This is a genomic window from Tardiphaga sp. 619_E2_N8_4, from assembly GCF_051810905.1.
GTDB lineage: Bacteria > Pseudomonadota > Alphaproteobacteria > Rhizobiales > Xanthobacteraceae > Tardiphaga > Tardiphaga robiniae.
The window spans coordinates 4,316,215-4,334,095 of the sequence record NZ_JBPWQJ010000001.1; the positions used below are offsets into that span (position 1 = coordinate 4,316,215).

Annotated in this window: 22 protein-coding genes, 1 tRNA gene and 1 other RNA gene; 13 read left to right on the plus strand and 11 right to left on the minus strand. The window is 60.6% G+C overall.

Translation table 11 applies throughout. The features are described 5' to 3' along the window. Positions 1-320: 320 nt before the first annotated feature. Positions 321-560: a hypothetical protein gene (locus tag AB8A23_RS20765; protein ID WP_439058369.1), complete on the plus strand. Its 240-nt coding sequence runs from the start codon at positions 321-323 to the stop codon at positions 558-560. Positions 561-642: 82 nt separating this feature from the next. Here the strand turns inward: AB8A23_RS20765 and ssrA are convergent. Beyond that, positions 643-995, minus strand: a transfer-messenger RNA (tmRNA) gene (gene ssrA, locus AB8A23_RS20770). Between the two features lie 38 nt (positions 996-1,033). Further along, on the minus strand, positions 1,034-1,396 hold the full coding sequence (locus AB8A23_RS20775; protein ID WP_439058368.1) for a histone: 363 nt from the start codon (positions 1,394-1,396) through the stop codon (positions 1,034-1,036). Between the two features lie 167 nt (positions 1,397-1,563). Here AB8A23_RS20775 and AB8A23_RS20780 point away from each other — a divergent pair. Both AB8A23_RS20780 and AB8A23_RS20785 read left to right on the plus strand, forming a co-directional pair. Further along, positions 1,564-1,653, plus strand: a tRNA-Ser gene (locus AB8A23_RS20780). Between the two features lie 170 nt (positions 1,654-1,823). Next, positions 1,824-2,651 carry a tyrosine-type recombinase/integrase gene (locus AB8A23_RS20785; RefSeq protein WP_439058367.1) on the plus strand — a complete coding sequence of 276 codons (828 nt, stop codon included), beginning with the start codon at positions 1,824-1,826 and terminating at the stop codon, positions 2,649-2,651. 310 nt (positions 2,652-2,961) lie between these two features. Here AB8A23_RS20785 and AB8A23_RS20790 read toward each other — a convergent pair whose 3' ends face one another. Both AB8A23_RS20790 and AB8A23_RS20795 read right to left on the minus strand, forming a co-directional pair. After that, positions 2,962-4,053, minus strand: a complete 1,092-nt coding sequence (locus AB8A23_RS20790) for an acyltransferase family protein (RefSeq protein ID WP_439058366.1) — start codon at positions 4,051-4,053, stop codon at positions 2,962-2,964. Between the two features lie 526 nt (positions 4,054-4,579). Continuing rightward, complete coding sequence (locus tag AB8A23_RS20795; protein WP_439058365.1) at positions 4,580-5,170, minus strand: hypothetical protein; 591 nt, start codon at positions 5,168-5,170, stop codon at positions 4,580-4,582. Positions 5,171-5,862: 692 nt separating this feature from the next. On the opposite strand from AB8A23_RS20795, the gene AB8A23_RS20800 reads away from it, so the two are divergent. Next, positions 5,863-6,117: a hypothetical protein gene (locus AB8A23_RS20800; protein ID WP_175369082.1), complete on the plus strand. Its 255-nt coding sequence runs from the start codon at positions 5,863-5,865 to the stop codon at positions 6,115-6,117. A 167-nt stretch (positions 6,118-6,284) separates the two neighbouring features. Then, complete coding sequence (locus AB8A23_RS20805) at positions 6,285-7,088, plus strand: outer membrane protein (protein WP_439058364.1); 804 nt, start codon at positions 6,285-6,287, stop codon at positions 7,086-7,088. Between the two features lie 70 nt (positions 7,089-7,158). Here AB8A23_RS20805 and AB8A23_RS20810 read toward each other — a convergent pair whose 3' ends face one another. Next, positions 7,159-7,383, minus strand: a complete 225-nt coding sequence (locus AB8A23_RS20810) for a hypothetical protein (RefSeq protein ID WP_068731744.1) — start codon at positions 7,381-7,383, stop codon at positions 7,159-7,161. 201 nt (positions 7,384-7,584) lie between these two features. On the opposite strand from AB8A23_RS20810, the gene AB8A23_RS20815 reads away from it, so the two are divergent. Next, complete coding sequence (locus AB8A23_RS20815; protein WP_089264349.1) at positions 7,585-7,773, plus strand: hypothetical protein; 189 nt, start codon at positions 7,585-7,587, stop codon at positions 7,771-7,773. An 8-nt stretch (positions 7,774-7,781) separates the two neighbouring features. Here the strand turns inward: AB8A23_RS20815 and AB8A23_RS20820 are convergent, their stop codons facing one another. Next, the gene (locus AB8A23_RS20820; RefSeq protein ID WP_093758589.1) at positions 7,782-8,012 is read right to left on the minus strand and encodes a hypothetical protein; all 231 of its coding nucleotides are present in this window, start codon (positions 8,010-8,012) and stop codon (positions 7,782-7,784) included. A gap of 341 nt (positions 8,013-8,353) precedes the next feature. On the opposite strand from AB8A23_RS20820, the gene AB8A23_RS20825 reads away from it, so the two are divergent. Then, positions 8,354-9,037, plus strand: coding sequence for a LysR family transcriptional regulator (locus AB8A23_RS20825; RefSeq protein ID WP_439058363.1), 684 nt, complete (start codon positions 8,354-8,356; stop codon positions 9,035-9,037). Between the two features lie 181 nt (positions 9,038-9,218). On the opposite strand, the gene AB8A23_RS20830 is transcribed toward AB8A23_RS20825, so the two are convergent. The 4 genes from AB8A23_RS20830 to AB8A23_RS20845 all read right to left on the minus strand — a co-directional run bounded on the left by AB8A23_RS20830 (position 9,219) and on the right by AB8A23_RS20845 (position 11,042). Continuing rightward, entirely contained in the window at positions 9,219-9,527 is a 309-nt protein-coding gene (locus AB8A23_RS20830; RefSeq protein ID WP_439058362.1) for a DUF930 domain-containing protein, read from the minus strand. A gap of 203 nt (positions 9,528-9,730) precedes the next feature. Beyond that, positions 9,731-9,988 carry a hypothetical protein gene (locus AB8A23_RS20835; RefSeq protein ID WP_089264353.1) on the minus strand — a complete coding sequence of 86 codons (258 nt, stop codon included), beginning with the start codon at positions 9,986-9,988 and terminating at the stop codon, positions 9,731-9,733. Between the two features lie 83 nt (positions 9,989-10,071). Further along, on the minus strand, positions 10,072-10,293 hold the full coding sequence (locus tag AB8A23_RS20840) for a hypothetical protein (RefSeq protein WP_439058361.1): 222 nt from the start codon (positions 10,291-10,293) through the stop codon (positions 10,072-10,074). Between the two features lie 65 nt (positions 10,294-10,358). Continuing rightward, on the minus strand, positions 10,359-11,042 hold the full coding sequence (locus AB8A23_RS20845) for a Spy/CpxP family protein refolding chaperone (RefSeq protein ID WP_086937017.1): 684 nt from the start codon (positions 11,040-11,042) through the stop codon (positions 10,359-10,361). Between the two features lie 203 nt (positions 11,043-11,245). Between AB8A23_RS20845 and AB8A23_RS20850 the strand changes: the two genes are divergently transcribed. From AB8A23_RS20850 to AB8A23_RS20870, 5 genes are all read left to right on the plus strand, one after another. Continuing rightward, positions 11,246-12,235 (plus strand): hydroxyacid dehydrogenase, encoded by a 990-nt coding sequence (locus AB8A23_RS20850; protein WP_439058360.1) that lies wholly within the window; start codon positions 11,246-11,248, stop codon positions 12,233-12,235. Between the two features lie 70 nt (positions 12,236-12,305). Continuing rightward, on the plus strand, positions 12,306-13,730 hold the full coding sequence (locus tag AB8A23_RS20855; RefSeq protein WP_439058359.1) for an amidase: 1,425 nt from the start codon (positions 12,306-12,308) through the stop codon (positions 13,728-13,730). A gap of 90 nt (positions 13,731-13,820) precedes the next feature. After that, a complete protein-coding gene (locus AB8A23_RS20860) occupies positions 13,821-14,306 on the plus strand; it encodes a hypothetical protein (protein WP_089264357.1) in 486 nt (161 codons plus the stop codon). A gap of 219 nt (positions 14,307-14,525) precedes the next feature. Continuing rightward, positions 14,526-15,284: a DUF2147 domain-containing protein gene (locus AB8A23_RS20865; RefSeq protein ID WP_439058358.1), complete on the plus strand. Its 759-nt coding sequence runs from the start codon at positions 14,526-14,528 to the stop codon at positions 15,282-15,284. A gap of 109 nt (positions 15,285-15,393) precedes the next feature. Then, entirely contained in the window at positions 15,394-16,188 is a 795-nt protein-coding gene (locus tag AB8A23_RS20870) for a transporter substrate-binding domain-containing protein (protein ID WP_439058357.1), read from the plus strand. Between the two features lie 54 nt (positions 16,189-16,242). On the opposite strand, the gene AB8A23_RS20875 is transcribed toward AB8A23_RS20870, so the two are convergent. Next, positions 16,243-17,256 carry a 1-aminocyclopropane-1-carboxylate deaminase gene (locus AB8A23_RS20875; RefSeq protein WP_439058356.1) on the minus strand — a complete coding sequence of 338 codons (1,014 nt, stop codon included), beginning with the start codon at positions 17,254-17,256 and terminating at the stop codon, positions 16,243-16,245. A 156-nt stretch (positions 17,257-17,412) separates the two neighbouring features. On the opposite strand from AB8A23_RS20875, the gene AB8A23_RS20880 reads away from it, so the two are divergent. After that, positions 17,413-17,877 carry an Lrp/AsnC family transcriptional regulator gene (locus AB8A23_RS20880; protein ID WP_089264361.1) on the plus strand — a complete coding sequence of 155 codons (465 nt, stop codon included), beginning with the start codon at positions 17,413-17,415 and terminating at the stop codon, positions 17,875-17,877. The last annotated feature ends 4 nt before the right edge of the window (positions 17,878-17,881 follow it).

Sequence of the window (17,881 nt, forward strand, 5' to 3'; positions counted from 1 at the left end):
GGGCGGAACTGTCGGGGAACGCCGAAATTGCGTGCCATTGCCTGCTCCATTGCATCGACCGAACGACACTGAATGTGAGCATGCATTCTGTTAAAATTGCGTCGTGGCTTCGGCTATAATTTGTGCGTCCACGGCAAGCATAGCCTCGGCGCGCGGCGCTTCGTAATGACGCGGAGTGAGCTGGCAGCAAAGCGGGGCACCATCGCATCGTGACGATGGATGCCTACCGACTCAGACGCATATGCTGCCGGTAAGGTTGATTGGTTAGGTTAAACCGGTAATTGCATTGACCGCACCCGCAGCCTTGCTCAATTGCCGGCATGATCGACGATGACGACAGCTATGAGTTGAATGACCAGGGCATCCGGGTGCTGATCGGGCTGACCGTGGAAGAGACTGCGGAATTCACCCGCCTTGACGGCACCATCGGTCACGCCCGCCCGCCTGGGATCTCGCTCGAACAATGGGCCCATGCCGAAGACCGGCGCTGGCTCGAACTCTATCAGAAGCACGAAACTGCGCGGCAGCCGTTCTTGCAGACCGGCAAGACCAGGCACTGAGCGCACGGAAGCGCCATTCTCCGACACTACAAACTGGAAGCACTCGGCAAATTAAAAGCCGCGCCAACCCGAAAGTTGACGCGGCCATGGCCGTTCTGTTGCAAGGTGGACCTACCCCGAACGGTTACGCCGCGAGGCGCACTTCGTTCATGCGAACGTTATCGTTTGCATTTAGGTTTTGACCCGATAACGGCGGTATCATGCCGAGCACAATTCACAACTTCTTCGCGGCCATCGATCCTGTTTCGCCCCCGCCTGAGCAGCCCGTGCATTTCACCATCCGGCGAAATCGACCTCACCTGGATGAGATCGCGAGCTGCTGAGGTGGAGGCGCCGGGTACTGCCCCCGGGTCTGCCCGCAGTCCATTGAGAGGTTCAGCGCCATCGTCTTGCGACGAACCAGATATAGGCGCGATCTCAGGCGAAATCTAGGCTCGGTCCGCCCTGCATTCCGGGCGGAATGCCGCTGGCCGCTAGCCCTTCTTGGCGGAACTCTTTTTGGTAGCGGTCTTTTTGGCAGCGCGCTTGGCCGCCTCTGCCTTGGCCGGCTTTTCTTTAGGTGCCGTGATCTTTGCAGGTTTGGCTTCGGCAACCGGAGCTTCGACCGGCGGCACGTCCGCAGTCTGAGGCCCTGACCCCTGCGTCTCGACCGCCGGAACCTCGACAGCCGGCTTCCCGGCAGGCTTCGCGGCAGCCACCTTCTTCGCCGCAGGCGCGGGCTTGCTCTCTGCGGGCGCGGCGGCCTTGCCGGCCTCCTTGATCAGCCGCTGCGCGGCTTCGAATTTGGCCTCGCGCATCGCACGCAAGGCGTCGGCGCGCGGTGTCGGGTTTGCCATGTTGGTCTCCGTCCTCAGAATCGTCAGGCTGTGCTTAGCACGCCCGGCGCCCCGCACCGACCGGCCCGAGGGAATCCCCGTGCCGATGATTTCAGCCCCGGACAGCCGCCCCGGCGCAATCCTCTCTTTCCCTCGGCAGGCCGCTTTGCTAAGCGCTGTCCCACGACGGAAAGGTGGCCGAGTGGTTTAAGGCAGCGGTCTTGAAAACCGCCGTGCCTGCAAGGGTACCGTGGGTTCGAATCCCACCCTTTCCGCCAGTACCCTGTTCGCAGTTGTTCGCTGCTGTACGGATACCACAATAAAATCAGTGAGTTAATCCGGCGGGTGTCTTTACTCATTACTCATTCGCTCTGGTTCGTCAAAATCAGCACTGTGTTCGTGGTTTTTCCCCGTGAGTTTGGCGGACGGTTCTGATCGGAGAACAGGTATGGCTGGGAAGCTCAAACCCCTCGATGTCGCCCGGCAAATCACGCCCGGAAAACACGCTGACGGCGACGGTCTATACCTCGTCGTTGCGAGCGCCACGTCGCGGAATTGGTCGTATCGCTACTGGTTCAAGGGCAAGGAGCGGTGGTACGGCCTCGGCTCACTCCGGGATGTCTCGCTGAAGGAAGCGCGCATCAAGCGCGACACCGCCCGCCAGCAGGTGCGCGCAGGCATCGACATCGTCCAGGCCAAGAGATCCGCCCGTGAGGAACTGAAGGCTGTCGAAGCGATCACCGCAGCGCCGACGTTTCGCGAATGCGCCGAGCAATACATCAAGGACAACGAGGCGAAGTGGAGCCCCAAGCATGCGGCACAGTGGCCGTCGTCGCTGAAGGCTTACGCCTATCCAACCATCGGACACCTGCGAATTGGCGAGATCCTGCCGAGCCACATTCATGATCTGCTACGGCCGATCTGGATTGATAAGCGGGAGACGTCCAACCGGGTCCGCGGGCGGATCGAGACCATCATTGCCAAAAACGTCGATGCCGATGCATGCCGCAACGCCTCGCTCGAACGCTGGCAGGAATGGATGGATGTGTATGCTGCTACCAGCGACGAGATCGGTCGCGGCACGGCTTACGATCGCTGGAATCGAGCATCTGAAAAAACCGGGCGACTGGGCAAGAAAATCCTCAAGATCAAACCGGTCACTGCGGCCGGCCTGCTTGTTCGAGCACGCGTAATCGAGACCCATGACGAGATTTGCGAGAGGGAAGCGCCAGAGCAATTGATGGCAGAGATCAAGGCTTTCGCGAAAGCCGCCTGACGTTCACGCTTCGGCGCGGGTGTGTTCCCATTTGGCTGTGGCCCACCGCGGACTCGCCCTCTGAGAACACGCTGACTATCAATGACTTACTCGCCCGCACCTTGAACTTGTGGATGAACTGGTGCGGGCGATTTCAATGAATTAGCTGCGATTCAGCGCTCATAGCGCGTGAGTGACACAGCGCGCGCGGCTCTGGTCCCGCGCCATTTACCTGAGCATCCGCCTCCGGATCTCTGCAATGACGATATAGGCGACGACAAGCCCGAGCAGCACTTCGAAAACTTCGATCATCGTAAAACCCGCCGGTCGATCAGACTTCGGCCCTTGCTGGGAGTCTATGCTGACTGGAGGAAATGTCTGGCCGCTGGGCCCGCTTGAGGCCGAAACGCAACGGGCGATCAACCAGATGGAAAGTAAGGACGGCGCAGACAAGCGCGATCACGACCTGCACAATTCCGTAATTCCAATCCGGATGCGTCTTGAAAACGGAGCTCGTGAGCGCAAAAAGCACCGGATAATGGATCAAGTAGAGTGGAAAGCTGATCTCCCCTAGGTAGTTCAGAACGGACTTTGCCCTGTCGCCGACCGCTATTCCCACGTCAAAAAAGACCACCCAAAGCGTGAGCAACCAGGCCAGAACATTCGCGGCGCCTGAGGTGAAGTCGACAATTCCGAAGTATTTTGCCTGGGTCCAGAAACTGAGCAGACCCGCCAGTCCGAAAGCCGCTACCATGAAACGGCTGCGGGCATAGGAATAGGCTAACCATCCGGCGAGCCATGCCCATAGCAGAGCCGCGGCCGAGACAAGGTAGGACGGCTCCGCAATGTAAACGTCATGGATGTAAGGCCACCGCACAAAGAGCGCCGCAGACACAAAAGCAGCCGCCGGGATCACAAAGCTATTTCGAAGCTTCAGTAGCGTCGGAGCCGCGAAGTAAAACAAGACCTCGATCGACAGGGACCATGCGGGGAAAAGGAAGTGGATGGTGACGGGCACCACGCATTCCAAAAGAAGCAAGGATCCAATCCATTTCAAGGCGCCCGGCGGGACAGGAGGCGTGCCATAGCCGCCAGACAGTCCGAGCCCGACATAGGCAATCCACCCAATCACGACCGCAAGCACGTTGATCGGCGCGATACGCCAGAACCGGCGAGCTCCATATCCATTCGGCCGATTAACGATCGAATGGTGAATGCTGAACCCGGAGATTACGAAGAAGCACATGACCGCGACAAGGCCACTCTTCGTAAAGATGGGCATGGCACGGTCAGCGGGGCCAAAATTATAAGTGTGGTCGAACAGTACCCAAGCCGCAAAAAAGAACCGCAATCCGGCCAGTAGCGGCCAAATATGCGGATTCCGAGCGGCCGGCTCCTCACCAAGCAGAACTTGCGATGTCATCTCGCACAGCTATCACGCCCCCAAAAGGTGCTCAACACCGGTAGTTGCGTAGGAAGTTTGCGGTCCATCTCAGCCCCGCGCTGTGAGCAAAAGGGGAAGTAAGAATCACATAAGATCGGGCTTGTCGAAGCCACGGTCCCTCCGCCTGCCCCGTTGGCCCAGACCGTAGTTTCTTGATAAACGGGACCAGAAAACGCTGATTTTTCAGTGCAGATTGACAGACACCCTTTCCGCCATTTGCCGCATCATCCTCTGTCGGACGACATGATCGATCAATCCGAGCCAACGACGCCCGCTGAAACACTCGGCGCTCTCAAGCCGCCGCGCTGCGCGATGTGCCGGGCGCGAATGGCGTTGCTGCGAAGCGAGCCGGATCCCGGCGGCAGCGACAAGTGCACCTTCGCCTGTCCGAAATGCGAATTCGTGAAGACCAAGGTCATCGGCGGACCGCCCGATCTCAGCCGCCATCGTCCGCCGAGGAGGGCACGGCGACCCGGGACGCGCTAGGCAACTTTGAGGATCGGGACTAACGCGGTGGCTGCGCCGCCGCCGGGAGCGGAGCGCCGCCGACCGAGATGGCACCGGCGGGACGATCGGCGGGTCGCTTGCGCGGCGCCGTGGGTGCCGGGCGCGCGGCCACTGGCGCAGCCGGAGCTGCGGCCATGGGCGCTGGCGCCGCAGCGGCTGGAGCCGGCGGGGCGAGAACGCCCCTGCCCTGCAGCGTATCGATCTTGGCGGTTAGGCCAACGACCTGGGTCGTGAGGCCCTGGATCTGATCGGACAGGCGCTTCAACTCTGTCTGCTGCGCCGTCAGCAGTTCGGTAGCAGCCTGGATCGAGCTTCCGGTCTGCTGTTGGAACGCTGCGAAATCAGTCGCGCTGACGCTGCCCTCCGCCGCGCTCGCCAACACCGGGGCGCTCTCTCTGGGGCCAGTGCTTCCTGTCACCGCCTGTGCCATGTCGGTCAGTGCGTCGTGGTAGTTCAGCCAGAGATATCCACCGCCGCCAGCGAGGATCAACAGCACGGCGACAACTCCGAACGGGCCGAACGACCTGCGCTTGCGCAGCGGCACAGGGGGCGGCCCGACATTGATCTCGTTGTTGAACGTATCGGCCACTGGAGATCCTCACTTGCGACGTCCGATCCTGCGGCTCGGGGAGCGAGACAACCGGCGCGATTCCTTGAAGCGTATGTAAGCAAAAAATCCACTGAGGTGAACTGCTGCGACTCGGTCATCCCCCATGTCGCCTCATCATGCCCGCGCAGATACGCCTTCAGCGCCCGTTAACCCTGCGCCGGGCTGGCATCGCCTCGCCGGCGCCGCATTGTCATCGCCGTTGCGCCGCGATCGCTCCGCGCAACCGCGTAAAATGTTGCAACGACGCATCACTACAGCTCCGAATGAAAAGCCGACCGCGAATCTCTTTGACTGTGCGGCCCCCCGTGCCGTCTGTAGTTCGCGGGGGAATAAGGACCACCACGATGATTGAGACCGTCACTGCACTCTTCGGATTTCTCAGCGCCGGCATTCTGGCCGCTCACGCCTATGACGGTTACCGCGCCCGCTTCTAAGCGCGCGACGATTTTTGCGACACCGCCGCTCAGCCATCTCGCAACTCAGCTAGTCGGTGCGCCTGCAGCCACTGCGCTGCCCTGATCGAGAGACACGGCTTCGATGAAAGCTGTCTCCGACGAAACAAGACTGAAACACGATTCTCCAGAACCGCTTTGAACGCGCCCGACGAGGGCAGCGACTGATGGGCAGGGACACAGCAAAGCGCTCGCGCGCCCACCCAATGGAGAAGATCTATGTTTCGCAAAGTTACCCTCGGACTGATCGCTGCAGCCTCGCTCGGTGCGGCCGCCCTCGCCCCCAGCGCCGCGTCGGCCCATGGCTGGCACGTTGGCGGCTGGCACGGCGGATGGGGCGGCTATGGTCACCACGCCTTCTACGGCGGGCCCACCTTCTATGTCGGCGGCCTGACCGATGGCTGCTTGCAGCGCCGCGTCGTGGAAACCCGCCGTGGGCCGCGCGTCCGGACGGTCAACGTCTGCGCCTACTGATCCCACAAAGTTACGGAAAGCCCGGCCGCCCAACGGCCGGGCTTTTTGCTGCCGTACTCAGGTATTGTTCTGCTTCTGTTGCCCACCGGTGACAGCCAAGGTCAGCGTTTCCAGCTAAAGCTTGTGTCGAATTCGCTCAATATCTTCAGAGCGATGGAAGGTCCTGGATGCGAACGCTTTGGCTGGCCGCGATCATCGCAGCGTCGGGCGCGGTGAATGCCGCTGCCGCCGACCTGCAGTCGCGCGTCTGGACCAAGACGCCCGGGGCGACCGAGGCAGGTTATAGCTGGGGCGGCTGGTATGTCGGCGGCAACGCCGGCGGTTCCTGGGGCCAGAGCAACGTCTCCAATGCTTTCGTCAATGGCACCGCGCCGATCGCAAACCAGCAGGCGATTGCGGCTGCCTCGCCGCGGCTCAATCCCGATGGCTTCACTGGCGGCGGTCAGGTCGGCTACAATCATCAGGTGGACCGCTGGTTGTTTGGCGTCGAGGCCGACGCGAACTATTTCGGCCTGAAGCAGTCGCGCGGTTTCACCGCGCCCTTCCCGGCCGGCGGTTCGTTCACCGCCACAAATTCCGTAACGAGTGATTGGCTGGTTACGCTGCGCCCGCGCGTTGGTTACACGGTCGATCGTACGCTTTTCTACGCAACCGGCGGCCTCGCGCTCACCGAGTTGAATTTCGCCTCCTCGCTAACCGACACGACTGGCCAGAACGAAACCGCGTCACTGTCAAAGACTGTGGCAGGTTGGACCATCGGCGCCGGCATCGAACACGCGTTCACCAAAAACTGGTCGGCGAAGGTCGAATATCTCCATACCGATTTCGGCAAGCAATCGGTCTCGGCTCCGACCTTCACCGGACCAGGCGCTGCAACCGGTATCATTGCCCACGATATCGACCTGAAGACCAATACGGTACGCGGCGGACTGAACTATCATTTCGGCGGCCCGTCGGTCGCGCGCTACTGATCGCTGCAGAGATCTCCAAACAAAAGGCCCTCGCTAGCGAGGGCCTTTTGTTTGGAGATGCGTGCGCCGGTCAGCCGGTCATCGCTAAGACGCGGCTTTCGACCGGATACGGCTCCACAGTGATCGTCCAGCGCAGTGGCCAGCAGGTCAGATCCGGACGAACGGCGTGAACATAGCCGTTGACGAAAACGCTGTCGGCATCGTCGCTGAATCGCTCGTCGATCAACTCGCCATGGAGATGCGCCATCCGGCAACGGCGCATCTGCGCGTACTTCGTCGTTTCGTATTTGGCCAAATCGGGCCTCCCCAACGTCGCAATGTCCCCATCGGGAACTCTGGGCGACTCGCGGTTAACAAAGCCTCAAGCGGATCCGCGACGGTATCGGGCTGGAGTGCGCGTATCAAAAATGCGCAAAGCCCCCGACTTTCGTCGATTCGATTCACGGCTGCTTCAAGAATGCAGAACAGTGTGGCGCCAATATTATTGGAGCGTCCCATGTTCATGATCGCGAGCATTCTGACGGTCGCTGCCGGTGTCTTTTACGCAGCGAGTATCAACAACAGCGGATGGGCGATGCAGGTGTGCCGCTATGGCGACATATTCTGCATGAACCCGTCATGGCTTGTCATCGCCGCCGTCCTGTCCATCATCTGGGCATTCTTTTTGCGCGTCGATCGACTGTAGTCGTTCGATCAGCAGACGACCTGGTCCGCAACGAGTTCAGCGGGCTTGAGGTGTTGCCGGCGCGGCGCCAAACGCAGCGATTTCGACGTGGCACAATGTGGACAGCCAAAGGTGCGAATTTCACCGCCCTCGTCGTCCGTCTCGATCTTGATCAGATAAACTTGGGTCCTGCAGCCCGAACATTTCAGATGTTCGGTGCGAATGTTATCGTTCAGATGAACTCTGCGGGTGCCGGACATCTGCAGTCTCCGAAAACCGATGACAGCCTGCCCAGACTATCGCGTTTTCACGCATGCCGAGCGCCGAAACAGACAACCTGTAATTGCTTAAAAGAAGCTCTGCGCCCTTAAGGAATCGCCGCCGTATTGAGCTACCTTGTTCCGGCAGGATTATCCAGATTGCGAGTTCCACGCGATACGTCTTTTCACGCAGTTTAGAGTATATCTAAATTCTTCGATTGCGGTTCATCATCACACAACTATAGATGTTGATGGATCGATCTGCTCGACGACCCTGGAATGTCGCAATGCACAAGCGATATTAGCCGCTCAATATCCCCATCGAGATCGTTCGCACGGTGGTGGCGATCGCGGAAACCGGCAGCCTGACCAAGGCTGCCGAACGGCTGGGCCTGAGCCAGCCCGCTGTCAGTTCCCAGATCAAGCGCATTCAGACCATGGTGGGAGGCAACCTCTTCACCAAAACGGTCAACGGCACGACGGCTACCCAGCTCGGCAAGCTGGTGCTGCATCAGGCCAGACGGATTCTGGAAGCCAACGACCAGATGTTGCGGATTGGCGGCGTGGCCAATCTTCCGCAGCCGATCCGGTTTGGATTGAGCACACTGTTCGTCCAGGATTTCTTCAGCCATCAGACCTCCCAAAGTCTGGCCGATCTGGTCATTCACACTGACAACTCGGTGGGCATCACCAAAGGCCTGATCGACGGCTATATCGATATCGCGTACATTCTCGAAAATCCGGAAATGAGCAGCGAGATATCGCACCTGATCGTCAACGAAGCCGATGAGGAGTTCGTGTGGGTGCGCGCAAAGGACTTCGTCCTCAGTCCGGGCGCACCGATCCCGATTCTGACCTGGCCGGGCGACGATCTGATGATCCGGACGCTGACGCGCCACGGCCTGTCCTACAAGATCGTATTCAACAGTCCCGATTATCACGCCAAGTTGGCGGCTGTGGAAAGCGGCATCGGCATCACCGCGATCCCGAAGCGGATGATTCCGCCTACACTTGTCTGGGCGTAGGAATATTATCTGCCACACCTGCCGCCCGTCAAAGCGTTGCTGTGTGCGCGCTCGAACCTGGAAACAATGCAGAGCACGGAATTGCTCAACGAGATTTCGTCGCGCTTTTTCAAACCGCCGGCCATGGTGAACCCTGTAGTTCACCCATGACCGTGAGGCCGGCCGCAATCTCCATCGGCAGTCAGCGTGGCACGAGATAGTGTTCGTCCCATTCGCTACGCGGCACCTCGGTGCCGAGCTGATAGGCGAAGGATTTGACCTCGAGCCCGTCAGGAGTGGTCTCGCAGACGTAGGACAGCCTGTACCACTTGCCCCCGCTGCGGATGGCACCGCCCGGCGCTTTGATCTGGTTGCCTCGAATGACCGGATCGGCAAACGCGTAGGCAACGAACTCGTCCGGCTTGTATCCCTTGTGCTCGCGGCCCACGGAGCCCATCGCACGCGCATCGCAACGCTGCTCCAAACGGGTTTCCGGCGACAGTTTGAGCATCTGATCGGTCCGGGACGACGCTGCATGTACGGAAGATTGGGCAGCGATGCCGATAAAGGCAATAACTGCGAACACTAGTTTTCTCATTGCCTTAGGCCAATTACCTTATTTGACTTGCGAGGATTTTGTGGCGCGAACCTACCATGTTCGCACATGCAAAAAACCCCGCTCGTGTTACCGGCGGGGTTTCAAATTCGGGATCGTCAGCCGATCCGTTTGAATGTCAGCAACTGATGAAATTCCGAGGGCGAGAACCGGCGGCCGCCGAGACCGGAGATACTGACCCGCCAACCCGCATCGTTGAGCGTCCGGGCCTGCGCGACGGCGACGTCCGGAATGATCCGGTGCGTCACCATGCTCTGGTCGTTGCGCGTCGCGTGGATGGTGAAGATATCGCCCCGCCGTGAAGCCGCAGGGATATCGGCTGCTTCAAGATCACTGTCAGAGAACACGGTCGCCAACGCCAGCCTCCATCATCAGTCAAAGCCCGATGTGATTGTGCAGCGCACATGGTTAACTAATTATTACAGCAACACGCGCGCCGTCAGGATTTGAAGAGGCCCGTGATCTTGTTCCAGAGCGAGGAGCCGTCGTCATTATCGTGTTTCGACCGGTCCGGCTGCGTCGCACTCACAGGATCCGAAGCCGGGAAACTGTCCTTCAGGCCGGTCTTGAGTTCCTCAGACGTTTTGCGATCAGCACGCGCTGCCTCCTTCACGCCAACAGCATATTTGTCGGGGGGTGCGGGATCGAATTTCTCAGCCATGATCGTCTCCTTCATCTGATGAAGGAAAAACGTCCCCGTGGCCAAGAGGTTCCTCTCTGCGGCGATTAGTCGAGACCGCGCTCGCGGCTGAGGCCAACCATCTCCTGGATGAACAGCGCCTTCTGCTTGTCATCCAGCGTTGCGAATAGCGGCTCCGCGGCATCGGCAACGGCGCGCTGATCGACGGCCCGGTCGTTGAGGAACTGAGCCTCGTTGCGCATCTGCTCGATGATGTCATCCGGCGGATCGCGCTTGGCGCGGGCGATACGCAGTTTCAGACGCTCCGCGCCGTTATTACCGAGCGTATGCATGGCGTTGCTAAAACCGGCCCAGTTCTTTTCCTGCTCCGGCGTCAGGTTGAGCGACGTCTTGATGCGGCTAGTGTTGGCGTCGCTACTCGCGACGATCTGCTCGGCGGTCAGTTCCGGCTCCGCCGCGGGTTGAGCGCCCTTCTTGCCCTTCTTGGCCGCCTTGGTTTGTTTGGCACTCGACTGCCCGCCCACGGGACCGCGAACATTGCTGTTCGAAGGCACACCTAGGACGCCGCCGACAACGCCCACGACGCCGCCGATCGCTCCGCCGAGAACGCCGCCGATCGGCCCAGCCGCACGATTGCCGTCTCTTGCACCCTGCTGCACGCCCTGCACCAGCCCCTGCGCATGGACCGCTGCGGAATTTCCGAGCAGCAGAACGGCGGCGACGCACAGCACATGGCGCAGTGGTCGATGCGTGCGCTTGGGCAAATTCATTCTGGTCATCATCGTCTCCTCACCGCAATTTCGCGGCGCAGCAAATCACTTGTGATCATCAGCAACCATAGTGGCTTCAACACGGCCAAGTCCACACGCCACGTCTCCGCCAATGGTAGACCTCATCGAGCCAAGCCTGTTAGATAACGCCCGCGTGGCCACTGGCGGGTGCGCAACAACGTAGAATGCTTCAAGGGGTGGAAATGGCGACCAACAAGAAGAAACTTCTGATCACCGAGTCGATGTCGACCCAGGGAATGGACCTGTTCAATGCACGCGATGACGTCGAAGTGGTCAAGTTCAGCAATCTGATTTCCGCTGCCGACTACATCAAGCTGATTGAGCAACACGCACCGGTGCACGGCACCGCGCTCGGCGCCACGCGGTTCGGCGAGTCCGAACTCGAAGCCTGCAAGGACATGAAGGTGGTGGCGCGCATCGGCGTCGGCTACGACGCGGTTGATGTGCCGGCGCTGTCCAAGCGCAAGGTGCCGCTGATGATTGCTGGCACCGCCAACTCGCCCTCGGTTGCGGAACAGGCGCTGTTCATGATGCTGACGCTCGCCAAGCGCGCAGTCGAACTGCACGCCATGGTCAAGGAAGGCAAATGGGCATCGCGCTTTGGAGCGCTGCCATTCGACCTGTTCGGCAAAACCGTGCTGGTGGTTGGCTTCGGCCGCATCGGCACCCGCACCGCCAAGCGCTGCCAGGCGATGGAAATGAACGTGCTGGTCTATGACCCCTATGTCTCAGCCGATACAATCAAGGCTGCCGGCTGCGAGCCTGTCAGCAATCTCGACGCGGCCCTGCCGCGCGCCGACTTTGTCAGCCTGCATTGCCCGAAGACTCCGGAGACGACCGGCCTGTTCAACGCTGCGCGGATCGCCCGCATGAAGCCGTCGGCCTATCTCATCAATACCGCGCGTGGTGGCATCATTATCGAAGCCGCGCTGCATGACGCGCTGGTCTCGGGCAAGCTCGCCGGCGCTGGCCTCGACGTGTTCGAGGCGGAACCGCCGCCGCTCGGTCACGCGCTGTTCGAACTGCCGAACGTGATCATCGCGCCGCATGTCGCCGGCGTGACCCGCGAGGCACTCGACCGCATGGGCGCGCAGACCGCGCGCAACATGCTGAGCGTGCTCGACGGCGAGCCGATCAAGCAAAATGCCGTCAACGCGGACGTGTTCGGCTGAACCGGCGATTGCTGGCGCGGAGGATTGATCCGCGCTAGCACTGCCGCAGTCCTCACCAGAGTACCCCGCGATGGCATTCAAGGAATATGGCGATCACGATGCGCTCGGCCTTGCCGGGCTGGTGCGCAGCAAGCAGATCACCCCGCGCGAACTGCTCGATGAGGCGGTGGCGCGCACCGAGCGCGTCAATCCCCGGATCAACGCTGTCGTGGTGCGCCATGAGGACTATGCGCAGCGCCAGATCGACGAGGGGTTGCCCGACGGGCCGTTCACCGGCGTGCCATTCCTGCTGAAGGATCTCGAACTCCTCGATGGCACGCGCACGACCTTCGGGGCCAGTCTCTACAAGGACTTCGTCGCCGATCATACCGGCACCCTCGCCCAACGCTTCCTCAATGCCGGCCTGACGATATTCGGCAAGAGCGCGAGCCCCGAATTCGGGCTGATGCCGACGACGGAATGCCGGCTGCACGGACCGACGCGCAATCCGTGGAATACCGATCATGCATCGGGCGGCTCGTCCGGGGGCGCAGCCGCTGCCGTGGCCGCGCGGATCCTGCCGGTCGCCCATGCCAGCGACGGCGGAGGTTCGATCCGTATTCCAGCCTCGGCCTGCGGCGTGTTCGGTCTGAAGCCGACCCGCGCTCGCAATCCGACGGGTCCTGACAAGGCCGAAGGCTGGGGCGGCTTTTCCTGCGGCCACGTCGTCAGCATCAGCGTACGCGACAGCGCCGCGATGCTCGATGCTGTTCACGGGCCCGAACTGACCAGCCCCTATATGGCGCCCGCACCGGAACGTCCCTTCCTCGATGAAGTCAGTCGTGGTCCCGGCAGGCTGCGCATCTTCTTCACCGACAAGTCGCCCTATGGCGATGCAATCGATCTCGAAGTCGCCGCTGCCGTCCGCAATGTCGCCAGGTTGCTCGAAGCACAGGGTCATCATGTCGAAGAACGCGCGCCGGTGTTGCCGCTGGACCCTGCGCAGGTGATTGCGGCGATCGTGTCGGCCAATACGGCGGTTACCGTGCAGCTCGCGGAGAAGAAGTTCGGCCGCCCGATGACCTCGCATGATTTCGAGAAACTCACACTGGGCAGCGCACACAATGCCCGCAAGGCAAGCGCAGTCGACTACGTAACAGGACTGCAGAACGCATTCCAGATCTCCCGCAGCGTCACCGAATTCTTTACCGGCTGCGATATCTTCCTGTCGCCGACGCTCTGCACACCGCCGATCAGGATCGGCGAGATCGATACGATGTCGGACGATCTCGGCCATGTGGCGCCTTTGCTGCGCCGCTACATGCCAGGCACCAGTATGGCCAATATGACCGGCCAGCCGTCCATGTCGGTGCCCCTGGCCTGGAGCAGCAAAGGCCTGCCGATCGGTATGATGTTCACGGCGCATTTCGGCGACGAGGCCATGCTGTTCCGTCTGGCCGGGCAACTCGAGCAGATCCAGCCCTGGAAAGACAGGCGCCCGCCGATCTCTGCCTAAAAACAGCCACAGCGATTACCAAAATGAAACCACAGCCGATTACATATCGGCCTATGTGGACGTTGCGTAATTGCGGGGAGGCGCATTTCAATGACCCAGAACGATCCGACCGATCACGCCCTCGCGGCCATTGCGAGCATTCTCGACCGCAAGGAAGCGGAATCGCAAGTGGCCGAACACAGCGACACCGAGCCCGCTTCGATTACCGTCGTCACTGAAACCGTGGTCACCGAGACTGTATCCGTCATGGTCGCCGCCGAGCCCGAAGCGCCGCTCGTCGAACACGAGTCACCCTCCACGGCTCCCGAGGCCCTCGAGGTCGATGGCTACTCCCGTCTCGGTCCGGGTCCGCTCGATGCCATCCGCTTTCGCTGGACCGCACGCCGCGACGACGACGGCCAGTATTTCGTCGATGAAACTATCGGCAGTTCGCGGCCGATTTCGTCAGGCCCGATGCCGCGTGACGAAATCATCGATTTCATCGACGGGCGCGAGCGCGCCGCCCGCGATCGTTTCGAGACGCTGAAGAGCCAGATGACCGTGGGCAGCAGCGCCTCGCGTTACAGCGACTACTGACGAAAGCCAGGCTTCAAGACGCCGCCGCCGTCCAGCGGCGGCGTTTGGGCCTGTCAGGCTGCCTGAAACGGCATATGTCCGGCGCATGATTGAACCACTTCTTCAGTCGGCGCCACACACCAAAGCAATTGCAATTCCCCCTAAGTGACGCGGATCACAGTGTTCCGGCGCATCCGCGGCTCGGTTCAGGGGCGGGATTTCAACCGCTTTGGAGGACACATGAAGCCGCTCTTCGCCCTCGCCGCTATCCTGCTGGCCAGCACCGCCGCTCAGGCCGGCGACAGCTACTCGTTCGACATCGGCGGTCGCACCATTACCATCGAAGCGCCAAGCGACTGCAATTCGACGGACTGCATCTCGGTTTCCATTCCCGGCGTCTACGAATATGGCACCAAGCGCAGCAAGCGCGAGCGTGACCGCGAGACGCGCGAGCAGGCCCCCAACAATCCGCGATCCGAACAGACGGCCAAGCCTGTGGAGACGCAGAAGCCCGTTGTCGCCCCAAAAGAGGCGGCAACTCCGGTGACACCTGTCACGCCATCCGTCGCGGTGGCCCCGCAGCCTGCCCCGGCTCCCGCGCCTGCCGAGAAATCTGCGCCCTCTACGGTCATCGCCAACGCACCGCCCACAGATCCAGTCAACAAGCAGGATGCGCCCACACCGGTTACGCCTGCCGCGGCGGCAACGCCGCTCGGCATCTGGATGACCGAGAAGAAGGAGGGCAAGGTTCGCATCGAACAATGCGGCGCCAATCTGTGCGGCTATTCGATGAATGCCAAGACCGAGGCCAATGGGGAGAAGGTACTGATCAACATGAAGCCCGGCAACAACAAATGGGCGGGAAAGATCTTCGATCCGAACAGCGGCAGCACCTACGAATCGACCATCGCTCTGAAGGGCAGTGACACGCTGCGTGTTCAGGGCTGTGCCTTCGGCGGCATGTTCTGCGGCGGACAGACCTGGACGCGGGTGAACTGATCCCAGCAGACGCGTTCATCGATTGAAAGCTCCAACGTCCCCTGTAAGCTGATCGTAACGCGGTGCGCCCCTCAACGGTGCGCTTCGCGATACAAACGGGGGAGACGTCATGATCCGGATCACCGCCGCCTGGCTGGCAGCCTGCCTGCTGCTTGCGGCGCCCTTGCAGGCCCAGACGCCGGCCCCTGTGCCCTCACCGTCCCGCCTCGATGATATCATTGCCCGGGGGACGCTCCGCGTTGGATTGACCGGCGACTACATGCCGTTCAGCGCGTTCGATCCGACCACGACATCGTTCAAGGGCTTCGACGTCGAGATGGCGGAGGCGCTCGGAAAGGCGCTCGGCGTCAAGGTCGACTATGTGAAGACCAGCTGGCCAAAACTGTCAGCGGACTTTGCGGCAGACCAGTTCGACATGGTGATGGGCGGCGTGTCGATCACTCTCGACCGGCAGAAGAAGGGTGTGTTCTCGATCCCCATCATGCGCGAGGGCAAGACGCCGATCGCGCGCTGCACCGATACTGCGAAATTCGGCACGCTCGCGGAGATCGATCGGCCAGGTATCAAGGTGATCGTGAATCCGGGCGGCACCAATGAGCGCTTTGCACGGGCACATATCAAATCAGCCGAGATCACCGTCTTCAACGACAATACCCGCATCTTCGACGAGATCGCACAGGGCCGTGCCGACTTGATGATGACCGATGCGTCAGAGACCCGCTATCAGCAGAAGCTGCATCGCGGCGTGCTCTGCGCTGTGCACCCGGACACGCCGTTCGATTTTGCCGAGAAGGCCTATTGGCTCCAGCGCGATGTGGCGCTGAAGGCCTTCGTCGATCAGTGGCTGCACATCATGCAGGAAGACGGCAGTTTCCGTGCGACCGTCAACCGCTGGTTCGAGTGACCGGAGGCAATCGGCGCGCCGGCTGCAAAGCCGGCGCACGCGATGTGACAGCCTCTATCCATTACGGAACGCGTAGCCGTATCCATTCAGCGCCGGCGCGCCGCCGAGATGTGCATAGAGCACCTTGGATCCTTCAGGGAAGTAACCCTTCTGCACGAGGTCGATCATCCCCTGCATCGATTTCCCTTCATAGACTGGGTCTGTGATCATGCCCTCGAGGCGCGCGCAGAGACGGATGGCGTCCTTGGTTTCTTCCGAGGGCACGCCATAGACGGGATAGGCGTAGTCCTCGATCAGCACCACATCATCCTCGACGAGGTCTTTGCCTAATTTGACCAGCTTGGCGGTGTTCTGCGCGATCTCAAGTACCTGCGCCTTGGTCTGGACCGGCGTGAAAGATGCGTCGATACCAATGACCCTGCGCTGGCGGTCGTCCTTCGCAAAGCCCACCAGCATGCCGGCATGGGTCGAGCCGGTCACGGTGCAGACGACAATGTAATCGAACGCAAAGCCGAGCTCCTTCTCCTGCGCCCGGACTTCTTCGGCAAAGCCGACATAGCCGAGACCGCCGAATTTGTGCACGGAGGCACCGGCCGGAATGGCGTAGGGTTTGCCGCCTTTGGCCTTCACGTCTTCGATCGCCTCTTCCCAGCTATGGCGGATGCCGATGTCAAAGCCTTCGTCGACGAGCTGCACATCCGCGCCCATGATCCGGCTGAGCATGATATTGCCGACACGGTCGTAGACGGCGTCCTCATGCGGCACCCAGCTCTCCTGCACCAGCCGGCACTTCATACCGATCTTGGCTGCAACGGCGGCGACCATGCGCGTGTGATTGGACTGTACGCCGCCGATCGATACCAGCGTATCGGCGTTCGACGCGATGGCATCGGGGATGATGTATTCGAGCTTGCGCAGCTTGTTGCCGCCATAGGCCAGACCGGAATTGCAGTCCTCGCGCTTGGCGTAGAGTTCGACCTTGCCGCCGAGATGGGCCGAGAGCTTCTCCAGCTTCTCGATATAGGTGGGTCCAAAGGTGAGCGGATAGCGTTCGAAGCCTTCGAGCATGTGACACCTGTTGTCGTGAAAACTGGCGCTACAGCTAGCATTTTCGGTGCGGAAGGTGCTTTCAAAGATATGGCTGTGCTCTGCTATATATCGTACCATACCCATCCAAACTGGAAGTAAGACGCATTAATTTCCAAAAATTCGGAAGATTCTTTCATGGCAGAAAATCTGGATAAAATCGGACTTCGCATGCTGCATTTGCTGCAGAAAGACGGGCGTCTGAGCAATGCTGATCTGGCGGCTAAGGTGAATGTCAGTCCCGCCACCTGTCATCGCCGCACGCAGCAGCTGTTTGACGAAGGCTATATCAGGAACACACGTGCCATCATTGCGCCCGAGAAGGTCAACCGCGGCGCGCTTGTCATGGTCGGTGTCGTGCTCGATCGCTCGACGCCGGAAAGCTTTGCAGTGTTTGAAAAGGCGGTGGCCAAACTGAAATTCGTTCTCGATTGCCACCTGGTCGCCGGCGACTTCGACTATTTCCTGAAAATCCGCGTCGGCGACATGGCCGATTTCAATCGTATCCACGGTACGCAGCTCATCGCGCTGCCCGGCGTCCGTCAGACCCGCACCTTCTTCGTCATGAAGGAGGTGGTGGACAACGCGCCGCTAGACTTTTGAACCC

Excerpts from the sequence above, each read along its gene's own strand:
- AB8A23_RS20875 (WP_439058356.1), bottom strand. The coding sequence starts at position 17,256 with ATGCTCGAAGGCTTCGAACGCTATCCGCTCACCTTTGGACCCACCTAT.
- AB8A23_RS20785 (WP_439058367.1), top strand. The coding sequence starts at position 1,824 with ATGGCTGGGAAGCTCAAACCCCTCGATGTCGCCCGGCAAATCACGCCC.
- AB8A23_RS20815 (WP_089264349.1), top strand. The coding sequence starts at position 7,585 with ATGTTCATGATCGCGAGCATTCTGACGGTCGCTGCCGGTGTCTTTTAC.
- AB8A23_RS20805 (WP_439058364.1), top strand. The coding sequence starts at position 6,285 with ATGCGAACGCTTTGGCTGGCCGCGATCATCGCAGCGTCGGGCGCGGTG.
- AB8A23_RS20845 (WP_086937017.1), bottom strand. The coding sequence starts at position 11,042 with ATGAATTTGCCCAAGCGCACGCATCGACCACTGCGCCATGTGCTGTGC.
- AB8A23_RS20775 (WP_439058368.1), bottom strand. The coding sequence starts at position 1,396 with ATGGCAAACCCGACACCGCGCGCCGACGCCTTGCGTGCGATGCGCGAG.
- AB8A23_RS20830 (WP_439058362.1), bottom strand. The coding sequence starts at position 9,527 with ATGCTCAAACTGTCGCCGGAAACCCGTTTGGAGCAGCGTTGCGATGCG.
- AB8A23_RS20865 (WP_439058358.1), top strand. The coding sequence starts at position 14,526 with ATGAAGCCGCTCTTCGCCCTCGCCGCTATCCTGCTGGCCAGCACCGCC.
- AB8A23_RS20820 (WP_093758589.1), bottom strand. The coding sequence starts at position 8,012 with ATGTCCGGCACCCGCAGAGTTCATCTGAACGATAACATTCGCACCGAA.
- AB8A23_RS20860 (WP_089264357.1), top strand. The coding sequence starts at position 13,821 with ATGACCCAGAACGATCCGACCGATCACGCCCTCGCGGCCATTGCGAGC.
- AB8A23_RS20870 (WP_439058357.1), top strand. The coding sequence starts at position 15,394 with ATGATCCGGATCACCGCCGCCTGGCTGGCAGCCTGCCTGCTGCTTGCG.
- AB8A23_RS20840 (WP_439058361.1), bottom strand. The coding sequence starts at position 10,293 with ATGGCTGAGAAATTCGATCCCGCACCCCCCGACAAATATGCTGTTGGC.
- AB8A23_RS20855 (WP_439058359.1), top strand. The coding sequence starts at position 12,306 with ATGGCATTCAAGGAATATGGCGATCACGATGCGCTCGGCCTTGCCGGG.
- AB8A23_RS20790 (WP_439058366.1), bottom strand. The coding sequence starts at position 4,053 with ATGACATCGCAAGTTCTGCTTGGTGAGGAGCCGGCCGCTCGGAATCCG.
- AB8A23_RS20800 (WP_175369082.1), top strand. The coding sequence starts at position 5,863 with ATGTTTCGCAAAGTTACCCTCGGACTGATCGCTGCAGCCTCGCTCGGT.
- AB8A23_RS20850 (WP_439058360.1), top strand. The coding sequence starts at position 11,246 with ATGGCGACCAACAAGAAGAAACTTCTGATCACCGAGTCGATGTCGACC.
- AB8A23_RS20880 (WP_089264361.1), top strand. The coding sequence starts at position 17,413 with ATGGCAGAAAATCTGGATAAAATCGGACTTCGCATGCTGCATTTGCTG.
- AB8A23_RS20765 (WP_439058369.1), top strand. The coding sequence starts at position 321 with ATGATCGACGATGACGACAGCTATGAGTTGAATGACCAGGGCATCCGG.